At 63.5% G+C, this 12,726-nt stretch carries 12 protein-coding genes; 4 read left to right on the forward strand and 8 right to left on the reverse strand.

Features of this window, described 5'->3' with window-relative positions; all coding sequences use genetic code 11:
• Positions 1-2 precede the first annotated feature (2 nt).
• Both P2T57_RS01485 and P2T57_RS20325 read right to left on the reverse strand, forming a co-directional pair.
• Positions 3-2,024 (reverse strand): type II secretion system F family protein, encoded by a 2,022-nt coding sequence (locus P2T57_RS01485; protein WP_276300707.1) that lies wholly within the window; start codon positions 2,022-2,024, stop codon positions 3-5.
• The gene (locus tag P2T57_RS20325; RefSeq protein WP_276300708.1) at positions 2,021-6,082 is read right to left on the reverse strand and encodes an ATPase, T2SS/T4P/T4SS family; all 4,062 of its coding nucleotides are present in this window, start codon (positions 6,080-6,082) and stop codon (positions 2,021-2,023) included. The genes P2T57_RS01485 and P2T57_RS20325 overlap by 4 nt, the downstream gene beginning before the upstream one ends.
• A 337-nt stretch (positions 6,083-6,419) precedes the next feature.
• Here P2T57_RS20325 and P2T57_RS01495 point away from each other — a divergent pair, with 337 nt between their 5' ends.
• The 4 genes from P2T57_RS01495 (at position 6,420) to P2T57_RS01510 (ending at position 7,842) form a co-directional block, all read left to right on the forward strand.
• Positions 6,420-6,782, forward strand: coding sequence for a hypothetical protein (locus P2T57_RS01495; RefSeq protein ID WP_276300709.1), 363 nt, complete (start codon positions 6,420-6,422; stop codon positions 6,780-6,782).
• A 118-nt stretch (positions 6,783-6,900) separates the two neighbouring features.
• Positions 6,901-7,086 (forward strand): hypothetical protein, encoded by a 186-nt coding sequence (locus tag P2T57_RS01500; protein ID WP_276300710.1) that lies wholly within the window; start codon positions 6,901-6,903, stop codon positions 7,084-7,086.
• 2 nt (positions 7,087-7,088) lie between these two features.
• Positions 7,089-7,622, forward strand: coding sequence for a hypothetical protein (locus tag P2T57_RS01505; protein WP_276300711.1), 534 nt, complete (start codon positions 7,089-7,091; stop codon positions 7,620-7,622).
• Positions 7,623-7,629: 7 nt separating this feature from the next.
• Complete coding sequence (locus P2T57_RS01510) at positions 7,630-7,842, forward strand: hypothetical protein (protein ID WP_276300712.1); 213 nt, start codon at positions 7,630-7,632, stop codon at positions 7,840-7,842.
• An 88-nt stretch (positions 7,843-7,930) separates the two neighbouring features.
• Here P2T57_RS01510 and P2T57_RS01515 read toward each other — a convergent pair whose 3' ends face one another.
• The 6 genes from P2T57_RS01515 to P2T57_RS01540 all read right to left on the reverse strand — a co-directional run bounded on the left by P2T57_RS01515 (position 7,931) and on the right by P2T57_RS01540 (position 12,724).
• Positions 7,931-8,191, reverse strand: coding sequence for a hypothetical protein (locus P2T57_RS01515; protein WP_276300713.1), 261 nt, complete (start codon positions 8,189-8,191; stop codon positions 7,931-7,933).
• 77 nt (positions 8,192-8,268) lie between these two features.
• Entirely contained in the window at positions 8,269-8,715 is a 447-nt protein-coding gene (locus P2T57_RS01520) for a hypothetical protein (RefSeq protein ID WP_276300714.1), read from the reverse strand.
• Positions 8,708-9,187, reverse strand: a complete 480-nt coding sequence (locus tag P2T57_RS01525; RefSeq protein ID WP_276300715.1) for a hypothetical protein — start codon at positions 9,185-9,187, stop codon at positions 8,708-8,710. Before P2T57_RS01525 ends, P2T57_RS01520 begins: the two co-directional genes overlap by 8 nt.
• 93 nt (positions 9,188-9,280) lie before the next feature.
• Positions 9,281-10,642 carry an ABC transporter ATP-binding protein gene (locus P2T57_RS01530; RefSeq protein ID WP_276300716.1) on the reverse strand — a complete coding sequence of 454 codons (1,362 nt, stop codon included), beginning with the start codon at positions 10,640-10,642 and terminating at the stop codon, positions 9,281-9,283.
• Positions 10,618-11,763 (reverse strand): ABC transporter ATP-binding protein, encoded by a 1,146-nt coding sequence (locus tag P2T57_RS01535; RefSeq protein ID WP_276300717.1) that lies wholly within the window; start codon positions 11,761-11,763, stop codon positions 10,618-10,620. The genes P2T57_RS01530 and P2T57_RS01535 overlap by 25 nt, the downstream gene beginning before the upstream one ends.
• Before the next feature lies 1 nt (position 11,764).
• On the reverse strand, positions 11,765-12,724 hold the full coding sequence (locus P2T57_RS01540) for an ABC transporter permease (protein ID WP_276300718.1): 960 nt from the start codon (positions 12,722-12,724) through the stop codon (positions 11,765-11,767).
• Positions 12,725-12,726: the final 2 nt, after the last annotated feature.

Below are 12,726 nucleotides of genomic sequence, written 5' to 3' on the forward strand. Positions count from 1 at the left end.
GGTTAGATGAAGATGAACACGGCGAGTGCGACGGTCGGCAGGACGACGGCGAACTTCACGCCCGACAGAAGCGAGGCGTCGCGGATGTAGCCCGCGATGAAGCCCGAGAGGAGAGCCTGCAAGGTCACGGCGTGGAAGAACAGCATCGCCAGCAGGTTGGTGTCGATGCCGCCTCCGAACTGGGCCGCCCCGGCCCCGCCCGACGACGAGGCCTGACTCGACAGTCCGGCCATCACGTCGAGGAACTTGACCTTCAGGATGGCCATCACCGCCAGCAGGGTCAGGTAGGTCATGATGATGATGACGACCTGCATCCGGGACCGGGACCGGCGCTCGCGGGCGATGTCGTCCTGATTCTCGCTGGCCTGCGCGGCGGTCGTGAGGACCGCCGTAATCTGACTGGAGGCCTCCTGTGCTTTGGAAACCAGTTTGACGGTCCGGGCCAGTCGCGGGATGTGATACCGGTTGTTGAACTCGATGAGCGCCGCCTTCAGGCTCATCCCGTACTCGACCTTGGCGTGAATCACGTCGAACTCGTCGGCCAGTTTGCCCGACGAGGTGTCGGCCACGGTTCGGATGGATTCGAGCAGGGTCAGGCCGGTGTCGTTGGCAGAGGATAGCTTCCGGAGGTTGTCCGAAAGCTTGTCCACCACCGCCTTCCGGGACCGGACGTTCCAGAGGTGGAAAATCGACAGCGGCAGGAAGTTGACGTACACCGGGACGTAGACGTAGATGAACGTCCCCCAGATGGGCCGGGAGACCATCTGGTCGAAGGTCCGGGGTGCCGCGCCGGACCAGACCGCGTTGCCGACCAGCACCAGCGACGCCGGGACCGTCAACCCGAGGATGAAAAGCGGGTGTTCCCGGAAGAAGATGTGGGGTTGCTTCAGCAGGGCGATGGTCTCGTAAGTTCCCTCTCGGCTCTTGATGCGGTCGAACACCGAGAACTCGCCGACGTACTTCTCGATGAGACCGAGGTGGAGCAGACCCGCGCCGGTCGTGGCTTCGAGGCGGTCTCCGCCGTCGGAGGGGTTGAGGTAGCCGTCGCCGGGGTCGTCCTGCTTGACCGTCGAGACCAGCACCAGAAAGCCCACGCCGGTCAAGGGAATCAGGCCGTAGACGGTCGCGTAGAGCATCGACTCCTTGGCCTGCCCGAGCATCGACATGATGACGAGGATGATGATGAGCAGGAGCGGAAACAGCGAGAGAGTCATGTACATCTCGCCGAACAACTCCAGCGTCTCCAAGGTCATCTCCTGTTCCTGCTTGGCGGTCCGCATGTGCTTGTCCTTCTTGTCGTCCAAGAAGTCGCTCATGTCCCCGCCGGAGTTGACGATGGAGAGCATGTCGGTCAGAAACTGGCCCAACTCGTCGCTGGGCGTCTCCAGCGACCGCTTGCGAATCGCGGTCCGGTAGTCGGTGTCGAAGTACTCGGTCTCTTGGACGATGGACTGGAACTCGCGGGCCACCTCGCCGTAGGTGTCGTCGGCCTTCGCCATGGCCTCTAGAATCTCCAACTGGTTCAGGCCCCCGATGGAGAGGGCGTACATGAACGAGATGGCGTCGGGCAGGAGCATGTTGATTTCTCGCTCTCGCTCGCTGGCCCGCATGTAGGGGATACCGACGACGACGCCGAACCCGATGGCGAACCCGATTGCGCCGAAGACGAACCCGCTGACCACGACCAGCGCCGGGACCTTCAGCATCTCGATGAGGCGAAGCACCGTCTCGTTTGGCACCGGCACGCCGATGAGGACGCCCACCTCCACGATGCCGGTCATGAACAGCGCGTAGCCCACGAACAGGCCCAGCAACCAGAGGACCACGCCGGCCAGCACGCCGATTGCCAGTCCCCGCGAGAGGTACAACTCCACGGTGTCGGTCATCCGGGCCTCGGCGAGTTTGGTCTCCACGTCGTCCACGAAGTCGCCGTCCTCGTCGAACAGGTAGTCGAACAGGGGGTAGAAAGCGTCGGCCAGCGAGTCGGCCGACCGCTCGGGGTTGTCGGCGCTCCCGTGACTCATGTGGCGTCCTCCTCGGAGGTGTCGTCTCTCCGGTCGCGTTCGTCGCCCTCGGCATCGAAGGCGGCCTCGAAGTCGCCGAACGAACCGTCCTCGCCGTCGCTTTCGGGAGTTCTCGGTTCGGCGTCCTCGCCGTCGCTGTCGCCGGTCTCGTCGTAGACCTCGGGGAAGCTACCCAGTTCCCCGGCGTCGTTGGGGTTCCGAACGCTGTCCTCCGGGCCGACCGACTCGGTGTCTCGGAACCGACCGCGCTCGTCGTCGGTGCCTTCCGCGCCGACATCTTCGCCGCCGACTCCCTCGTCGGCGACCTCCTCGGGGTCGAGCATGTCGCCGCCGAAGGGGGCATCCGGTTGGTCGCCCTCGCCGGGTTCGGCCTCGATTTCGTCAGGCGCGTCGGTGGGTTCGGCAGATTCGGCCAGCGCGACTGCCAGTCCCTCCACGTCGGCGTCCGCCCCGCGGTAGTCGTCCAGCAGGCGGTCCTCGGCCTCCGCGAGGATGCCCTTGGCGAGTTCGTAGGTCTCCTCGCCGGGGTCGGGCCGGGGCACCATCTCCTCTTTCTTGGGGTCCACGTTGATTTGGACGCTCTCCATCTCCCGGAGGTCTTGGAGGCTCTCCTCCAGTTTCTCGTTGGCCACCAGCGTCAGGATGGTGTCGGGGTCGTTGATGAACGCTTGGACCGTGGCGGCGACCTGCGCGTACTTGTTGAGGCCGTTCTTGATGAGGTACGCGAGGATGACCCGGCGCTTGAGGATTTCGCGTTCGAGTTGGTCCCGAGACCACCCGCGGTCGAACATGATTTCGTCCATCGTGTTGGAACCGGACAAGCGCATGAACTCGTCGTCCTCGGCGCGCCACTGGAAGATGTCTTGGACGTTGATTTCGTCGTTCTCGGCGTTGTACTCGTTGATTTCGGTGAGCGACTTGTTCCGGCGCACCTTGCTCCCCTGCACTCGGGTCTGGGTCTGGATGGAGACCAAATCGAGCGCGGTGAACAGGGTCTTGGAGACGTTGATGGGTTCGGTCGTGAATCGCTTGAGGACCTCGCCCACCGTGTCTGCGTGGAAGGTGGTGTAGGTCGTGTGGCCGGTTGACATGACTTGGAACAGGGTCCGGCCCTCCTCGCCCCGAATCTCGCCCATCACGATGTAGTCGGGGCGCTGGCGGAGCGCGGCCTCCAGCAGGTCGAACTCGTCCACGTCGCCCTTGTCGTCGTCGGAGAAAGAGGGTCGAGTGACCGAGGCAATCCAGTTTCGCTGAGGCAGTTCGACCTCGCGGGTGTCCTCGATGGAGACGATTTTGGAGTTGCTGGGGATGAACAGCGAGACGGCGTTGAGTGAGGTGGTCTTGCCCGAGGCGGTCCCCCCGGCGAAGATGAGCGACTTGTGGTTCTCGATGGCGAGCCACATGAAGGCCATCTCTTCCAGCGAGAAGGTGTTCCAGTTCACGAGGTCGATTGGCGTGAACGGCACGTCCTTGAACTGCCGGATGGTGTAGTTGGTCCCGTGGTCCGAGACTTCCCGGCCGAGGGTGAGTTGGGCGCGAGAGCCGTCGGGCAGGGTGGCGTCCACCTGCGGTTGGCGCTTGCTGATGCCCTTGCCCGACCGCTGGGCCATCTTGACCACGAAGTCGTCGAGTTCGTCCTCGCCGTGGTAGACGTTGCTGATGACCTGCTCGTAGTCGGTGTGGTAGACGAACACCGGCGAGTTGTAGCCGTCGCAGGAGATGTCCTCGACGTTGATGTCGTGTTTGATACCGTCGATGCGCTCGTAACCGGTGAAGTCCCGCTTGAGGTAGTACAGCAGTTTCTCGGCCTGATACTCCGAGAGGTCGTCGTTGTCCTCCTCGATGAGGACCGGCTCTGGCCGAACCATGATGCCGTCGAGGCCCCCCGACTCGTCGGGTTCCAGTTCTTCGATTTTGGCCTCGAACGCAGACCGAACCTGCTCGCGCAGACTTCCCTCGGCGTCGAAATCGAGGTCGAGGTACTCGTCCAGTCGGATTCGGGGTTCGGGGTCGTCCTCGTCAGTTTTTGCCGGGAGGTCGGCGTTCTCCTCGCCCTCGGCATCGGTCGTCGCTGGCAGGTCGGCGGATTCGTCACCGGTCGCGTCTGGTTCCTCGGGCGTCTCGGGTGCCTCCGGACTTTCAGGTCCGGCCGCGGGCGACTCGGCATCTTCGTCCTCGACTGCTCCACCGTCCGCGGCGACCTCCTCGGATTCGGGGTCGGCTTCCGGCGAGGGTTCGGCGTCGATTTCTGACTCGTCGGCCTCGGTTTCTGGCTCGTCGTCGCGTTCCGCCTCGTCTTCTTCGGGGGTTTCTGCACCGGTCGCGTCGTCCTCGTCGTCTCGCCGGTTTTCGAGGGCCTCGCGGATGGGTTCGACCGCCTCGGTGGTCTCCTCGCGGAGTCGCTCGACGTAGGCCGACACCGCGTCCTTGGTCTCGTCGTAGCGTTCGAGGAGTTCCTTGAGTTGGTCCGCGCGCTCGCCGTCGTTCTCGGCGTAGAGGTCGTAGCGTGCCAGCAGTTCGAGGGTCTCGCGCTCGATGACCTCCTCGCGTTCCGCCTCGTCGGCCTCCACGACCACCTCGTCGCTGGAGTACTTGATGGACGACCGGAGCTTCTTGGTCAGGAACTCTTTGAGGTCCTCCTCGATGGGGGTGCAGTAGGGTTCCACGAGGTAGTACTTGGTCTCGTTTTCCTTCTCGGAGTGGAAGATGACAACGAACGAGAAGGGCTTGTTGACCCAGTAGCGGTCCACCTCCCGGAAGTGCTGTTTCTTGGGGAGCGCGACCTCCTTTTCGAGGTCGTAGCGATTGACGACCGTGGTGTGGCCCTCGACGGTCGAGAAGAAGGCGTCCTCGTCCAAATCCTCGGGCACGTCGAGCGTTCGCTCGTCCTCGATTTGGAGGAGCTTTCTGGCGTCGTGTGCGCCCTCGGCCAGCAGTTCCTCGATGTCGTCCTCGGGGAAGCCAAGCCAGTCCTCCTTGTCGAAGCGGTCGATGTCGCCCTCGTCGTCGCGGGGTCGCTCCGGGGCGGTAACGTCGGTGTCGGTGTAGTAGTACTCGTACTTGAAGTGTTCCCAGTAGTACTCGCCCTTGACGACAGGCGTGGTCTCGGGGTTCAGCCACTCCTCGAAACTGGCGCTGAGGTCCGTGACGGCGGTACCGGCCTCGAAGACGCTGGCCGGGAAATCGTCGTGGCCGAGCCATTCGCTCCGGTCGAAGGGGACGACTTCGCCCGACTCGTCGCGGGGCAGGACTTTTTCGTCGTCGTCCTCGTCGTAGTAGTACTCGTAGCGAAAGTGTTCCCAGAGATACTCGCCGAGGGCCACGGGCGTCTCCTTGGGGTCGAGGAAGTCCTCGAAGTAGGCGCTCAGGCCCTCGGCGGTTTCGGCACCCTCCTCGACCAACTCGCCGGTTTCGGCGGGGTCGTGGCCCAGATACTCGTCCGGTTCGAAGGGGAGGGCTTTGCCCCGCCAGTTGGTCGGCGGGCTACCGTTCTCGTAAAAGAACTCCTCTTTGAACTCGTCCCAGTCGTACTCGCCGACGCTGACGCCCGCGCTGGCTAACTCGTCGTCGGAGATGTCGAGGGAGTCCGGTCCCGCGTCGGTGTCTTCAGTGTTGAGTTCGTCTTCGGCGTCCTCGGTGTCGGCGTCGCTCTCAGCGTCGGCGTCGTCCTCGGTCTCGGACTCGTCAGTGGCCTGTTCAGTTTCGTCGGTCTCGTCGGTCTCCGTTTCGGGGGTGTCCTCGACCTCGGCCTCGGATTCGTCTTCGGCCTCCGTCTCGGATTCGTCCTCGCTCTCGGTTGTGTCGTCCGATTCGTCGTCTTCTAGTTGGTCCGCGGTCTCTCCCGACTGGTCCCCGGTCTCCGCCAGTTTTTCCGCGGACTCCTCCGGGTTGTCCTCGGTCGGTTTGTCGTCGGCCTCGGCGTCGTCGGCCTCGGAATCGTCGGCGCGCGCGTCGTCGCTCCCGGTCGGTTCGTCCGGCACGTCGTCGTCCGGACTGGCGTCGCCCCCGCGTGGTTCTTCGTCGGAGGCCACGTCCTCCGCGTCCCGTTCGTCGCTCATTGACTATTCCCCTCGCCTAATGACGCAAAAAACCTTGTAACAGAGAATAGATACGTCGTCATAGTTTATCTTACATGGTCAATGGAGCCATAATGAAAATTTTGGCCGAGAGGATGAAACGTTGATACGCCGGGTCCAGTCGCCCCCGGCACCGAGGAGACGAACCGGCGCTTTCAGGGGTCGGTATGGTAGGTGACACTCGGTCGCGGGCCGGCCTCGGAGTATCGAGACGTTTCTACCGAGGACACACACCGAGCGCACGTCCCTCGGGACGCGATACCTCGGGAATCGGACCCGAACCGGAAGGTGTAACTTCCGGGACTCGCAACCCCCGTGCGTGATTTCAGTACGGTTCTTGGCGATGCTGAGTACGGTCCTGCTCGTGGTCGGCGCGCTCCTCGTGGGCGAGGCCCTCCACGGCGGGGTCGTGCAGGGCACCTACAGGCTGACCTCGCCCTACGTCGTCCTGCGGGTGATACTCGGGAGTATCTTCATCGCGCTGGGCTACCGGTTCAAGACGCCCGCCGAGGAGTACGTCTCGACGCCCTCCGACCAGCCAACTCGGTCCGACCGAGAGGACGACTCACCCGACCCCGACCAGACCGGCGAGTTCGACCCGGAGATGTCGCCGCTCGGTGGCGACGGACTCGAACACGTCGATGGGGACCGGCGCGACGCGGGCGACGACCGGGGCGAGTAATCCGCGACTGAAAGTGCGGAACTTTTAACCTTGGCGAATAATACCACAAACCATGGCGATACGCGAACAAGTACCCAAACCGCTTCGTGGTCCTGCGGGTTTCACGTCGTTGGCAGTCATGCTACTCGGCATCGTCGTCGGTTACATCCTCATCACCGTCGGCCTCACCCTGTTTTTCGGCCTCCATCCCATCGAGCAGGGCGCTATCAGCACCACCGAGTCGATTAGCGTCATGGGCGTCGGCGTCGTTTCGCTCGTCGTCGGCTATCTCGGCTGGAAGGGCTTCAACTACTTCGCCTACTAATCATGCCTATCGACGTACGTTCCCACCCCGACACGCCGGATTTGGAGAAGTTGCAGAACCTCGTCCTCGAACCGGTTTCGCAGGACGAGATTCGGCGCAGACGGGACGACGGCGAGGTGTTGGTCGAGGACGTCGTGAACCAGCGCGAGGACCTCGACGTGCGCGCTCCGATGAGCGACGAACCGGGCGAACCGGTCGAGGGCGACGTGGGTACCGCACTCTACCGACTGACCCAACTGTTCGGCACCCCGCCTTTCCCCGAGTACATGGCGGGCGAAGACATCAGCGACCGCTACGAGACGACCTACAAGTACCTCTTTCACGTCCAACTCGAAGACGACGTAGCGGACCTTCCCGACGAATGGCTGATGACGATTCGGGACTGGGAACTCGAAGTCGGCGTCGGCATCTGCGAGTGGCGCGACGAGGACGACGAGTTCACCGCCGACGCGGACGTGGCGCTCACCACGATGGCGCTCGCCCAGAACGTCACGAGCCAACCCGTCGAGTGCGATTTCAAGGACATCTGGTACTGACGGCGTTATGGACGACCTGAAGGAGGCGATGTACGTCTGGTTGACCGACGAGGGCAACCGGACGATACTGCTGTTCGCGCTGGCGTCCGGGTTGGGTCTGAGTAGCCTGCTGTTTTTCATCACGGGTGCGTCGGACTCGCCGACTCGGACACAGTTCGTTCTTCTCGTGTCTGCGATGGTCGTCGTGTTCTACATGTCGCTCCGGACGAACACGTACTGACCGCAGAGAAACAAATACGTTTCTCTGAGCAATATATCGAGTGCTTAGAAGCAACTATACGATTCCATTCGACGGGTCGGCAGGGTCGCTACCGCCCGGTCAGCACGTGCATCAGGCCGAACGCGACCGCAATCGACCCGACGAGGAGGCCCGCGAACGCCGGGAGGATGCCGCCGTAGCCGTAGAGGCCGACCCAGTGGCCGCCGTAGGCCGCCACGAGGAAGGCGGGGACGGAAAGCACCAAGAACAGCGACGAGAGGTAACTGGCGAGCGTGGGGTCCTCGTTGTGGTTGGCGAACGTGCCCCGCTCGCGCACCGGCTTGTCGGGGTTCGGGGTGTCCTTCGGCACGGGTTGACGTAGCGTAGGCCGGCCCATAAACGACGCGGTTGGAAGCGGACGAGCGAACGCGGTCGGCGACGACCGGGCTACGGTTCGAGAAAGCCCCCGACCAGCACCGCGCCGAAGTACGACCCGTAGAACGTCATCAGGTACGCCAGAATCCCGCTGGTGACCGCTCGGCCCACCATCCCCCGCAGAACGAGGTCACGCGCACCCGGCGGGTACGAGAGAATCCACAGCGGCGCTATCCACGCCCCGACGTGGACCGCGAATCCGACTACGACCGCGACCAGCGAGAGACTGATGCTCTCGGCGAGGTCCTCGGCGAGAAAGTGGGTGTACGCGCCGGCGAGACCGACCAACACCAGCGCCCACGTCGGTTCGACGCCCCACGGCAGGAGCTGTTCTTTGATGTACATGAACGTCCCCATCCCGGCGACACCGCCGGTCAGCGTCGCCAGCGCCAGCAGGCGGAGTCGGTAACGAGTCGTCCGACTGCCGAACCGATTGGTCGAGAGCGTGTGCTCAGCCATCGTCGGCCTCCGTCACCTCGATTTCGACCTGTTTGTCCGTGATACTCCCCCGGATGATACCGCTCACCCGGAGGGTGCCCGCTTCGATGGCGTCTGCGGCCGCCTCGCGCTTTTCGTCCTTGATGGAGACGCGGCCGGTGACGGTCTTGGTCTCGCCCGCGGGAATCGTCACCTCCTCGATGTCGTCGCCGAACCCGGTGACTTGCTCGCCGTCCACGTCGCCGTAGAGGTCGGTCGAGCGCGGCGTGAACGCGCTCCGAGTGGGATTGTGGACGCGAATCTCGACGACAACGTGGTCGCCGTCGTCCGAGAGGGCGTAGTCGGTCGGCGTCGCGTCGATAGTCACCGCGTTCATCACGGCGACGTGTGCAGAGAACGTGGGCACGAACAGCGCCGCCGCGACCAGCGCGACGACGAGAAACGACCCCATCGTAATCGGCTTCCGGGGGACGAATCGCGTGCGGTCGGTCATGTACTCCACCAGTTGTCACCACCGCAAAAGAATGTACTGATACGGGAACTCATCACACGACGAGCCGAAGAAAAATCGAAGCGCACCGAGGCGTCAGTCGTCGGCGCTGGCCTTCCGGGTCTTTCGCTCCTCGCCCTCGTAGAGGTGGCAGGCGGTAATCTGGTCGCCCGCCGTGCGGAGTTCGGGGTGGTCCTGCTCGCAGACGGTCGGGAACTCGCCGTCCAAGACCTCGCGCGCGCCGTCCATGTCCTCGTTGACGACTCGCTCTGCGGCCTCGCGCAGGGTCTGCTCGGCGTCACTCGGGAGTTCGAGTTGGCGCAGGTCCACGTCCGCGCCGGTCGCCACGTCGGGGCGATGCTCCTCCGGGATTTCGAGGGTCAGACCGTGTTCGAGTAGCTCCTCGGTCGCCCGGTCGCCGGCGGTCTCCGCGCTGGTTTGTACGTCCTCGGGACCGAGCTGTTCGGTCAGAATCTTGCGCTTGAACTGGAAGGCCCGGCGGAAGGCCGGTTGGCTCCCGGTCCAGTCCGAGGGCGGAATAATCTCCGAACACCGGGGGTGGAACCGACACCCGGACGGCGGGTTCCGCGGGTTGGGCACCTCGCCGGTGACGTTCGCGCGGTGGCGCTCTGCGTCGGGCGCGACTTCGGGCACCGCGTCGAACAGCGCTTCCGTGTAGGGGTGTTTGGGGTCCATCACCACGTCGTCGGTCGGCCCCTGCTCGATGATGTCGCCGAGGTACATGATGGCGGTCCGGTCGCACATGTACCGGATGAGCGAGAGGTCGTGGCTGATGAACACGTAGGTCAGGCCGTACTCGTCCTGCAGGTCCTTCATCAGGTTCAGGACGCCCGCCCGGATGGACACGTCGAGCATCGAGACGGGTTCGTCGCAGACGATGAAGTCGGGATTGACGACGAGGGCGCGAGCGATTGCGACACGCTGGAGTTCCCCGCCAGACAGTTCCTTGGGGAACTCGTTGAGGTAGGCCTCGGCCGGCGACAGACCGACCTCGTTCAGCACCTCGATGACGCGCTCGCGGCGCTCGTTGTACCCGCCGTACATGTCGTTGATGCGGAGCGGTTCCACGACGGACTGGAACACCGTCATCCGCGGGTTCAGGCTCTCGAAGGGGTCTTGGAAAATCATCTGGACCCGCTTGCGGAACTCCTGCTCCTCGCTGTTGGACATGTCGGTGATGTCCTTCCCGTCGAAGTGGATGGACCCCTTCGTCGGTTCGTGGAGTTGCACCAGCAGTTTGCCGAGGGTGGTCTTGCCACACCCGGACTCGCCTGCGATGCCCATGATGTCTCCCTCGTTGATGGTGAACGACACGTCGTTGACGGCTTTCACCGGGGTCGGTTCCCGACCCATCAGGCGGTCCATGACCCCCTGCGACATGTCGAACCACTTCGAGAGGTTCTCGACTTCGACTAGTGGGTCTGCGTTTCGGTCCATGTTTCCTCCTTACCTGCTTGTTCGCGCATCATTTCGAGTTCGTTCACACGGTAACACGCCGAGCGATGCTCGTGGCGGTCGGTGGCCTCGGTCCGCGTGCCGGACTCTGCCGCCGGCACGTCGTACATCGGCGGATGCTCGGTATGACACTCGTCCACCACGAACGGACACCGGTCGGCGAATCGACAGCCATCGTTCGGGTCTAGCAGGGTCGGCGGCGACCCCGGAATCGAGACCAACTGCTCCTGTTCCTGCTTGACCGTCGGGAAGGAGTTCTTCAACCCGAGCGTGTAGGGGTTTGCGGCGTCCTGAAGCACCGCCTCCTTCGGACCGCTCTCCATCATCTTGCCGCCGTACATCACGCCGAGTTTGTCGCAAATCTCGGCCATGACGCTGATGTCGTGACTGACGACGAGGATGGAGACGTCGAACTCGTCCTGTAGCTCCTCGATTTCTTCGAGGATGCGGTCCTGAATAATCACGTCGAGCGCGGTGGTCGGTTCGTCGGCGATGAGCATATCGGGATTGCACGCCATCGCCATGGCGATGACCGCGCGCTGTTTCATCCCGCCCGAGTACTCGTGGGCGTAGTCGTCGGCCCGCTCGGGTTCGATACCCACACGTTCGAGGAGGTCGCGCGCTCGCTCGTCGGCCTCCTTCCTCGTCGTGTCGGGTTCGTGGCGCAGAATGGCCTCGATGATTTGGTCGCCGACCTTGTAGACCGGGTTCAGCGCGTTCATCGCGCTCTGGGGAATCAGCGCGATGTTCCGCCAGCGGATGTCCCGGATGTCCTCGTCGTCGAGTTCCGTGAGGTCGGTCATCCCGTCTTCGCGGACGGGATACTGGTCGCCCTCGATGATTTCGCGTCGGGGTTCGCCGTTCTCGCCCTCCCATCGGGGAAGGGTGCCGTTGAACCAGACTTCTCCTTGCTCGACGTAGCCGTTCGCGTCCAGCAAGTGGATGAGCGACTTGCCGAGCGTGGTCTTGCCACAGCCGGATTCGCCGACCAGTCCGAACGTCTCGCCGTGTTCGACGCTGAAACTCACGCCGTCTACCGCGTGGACCTGCGAATCGCCTGCGTCGTAGCGCACCGAGAGGTCGTTGACTTCGAGTAGTGACATGTTAGTTGTCCTCCTGCGGGTTGGTCACGTCCTCCATCGAGAAGCCGACGAAGTAGAACGCGGCCGCCAACAGCATGATACAGACGCCCGGCGGGATGAGCCACCACCACGCCTCGAAGACGTACCCGTTCGACTTGATGTTCTGGAGCATCAGGCCCCACGAGTTGGCGGTGAAGTCCGCGAGCCCGAGGTACGCCAGCGACGCTTGGGCGATGATGGCGGACGCGGCGTCCTGCGCGAGGAAGACGAACGCCAGCGGCAGGACGTTGGGCATGATGTGGCGGAACACGATTCGAGTGTCGCTCGCGCCCGCGACCTTCGCGGACTCGACGTAGGAGCGTTCCTTCAGCGACAGGGTTTCTCCTCGGATGAGGATGCAGTTGTTCAGCCACGAGGTCACGGCGATGCCGAGGATGATGTTCGTGGTCGTGATGCCCCGAATCGCCACGAGGACGATGAGGAAGGGCAGGAAGGGAAGCCCGTACATCACGTCGACGACGCGCTGGATGGTCTCGTCTATCCACGTGTCGCCGTAGAACCCACTGATGAGTCCGAGCGGGACGCCGACGAGGCTCGACAGCAGACCGGCCGCGAAGCCGATGTAGAGCGCGTCGTCGGCGGCGTGGACGATGAGCGACAGGATGCCCTGTCCGAGGTAGTTCGTCCCGAACGGTGCCCAGAACGGGTCGCCGAACGCCGGCGGATGGGGTAGCGTGTCTGCCTGCTCGGCAGTCAGCCGCCCCGGTTCGGTTCCGAGGTACGCGCGCCACTCCATCGAGTGGGGCGCGAAGAAGTCGGGGAACAGCGCCCAGAGGATGAACATCACCATGATGACGATGCCGAGGACGCCCATCTTCTCCTCGGTGAATCGGTCCCAGCCGCGTCGGAACCGCTCGATGCGTGGCCGCCAGCGTTCTTTGAACGAGTCGAATTGTGAACCGCTTTCAGTTTCCGTAGACATTA

This window comes from Halorussus lipolyticus, assembly GCF_029338375.1.
GTDB classification, from domain to species: Archaea; Halobacteriota; Halobacteria; order Halobacteriales; family Haladaptataceae; genus Halorussus; species Halorussus lipolyticus.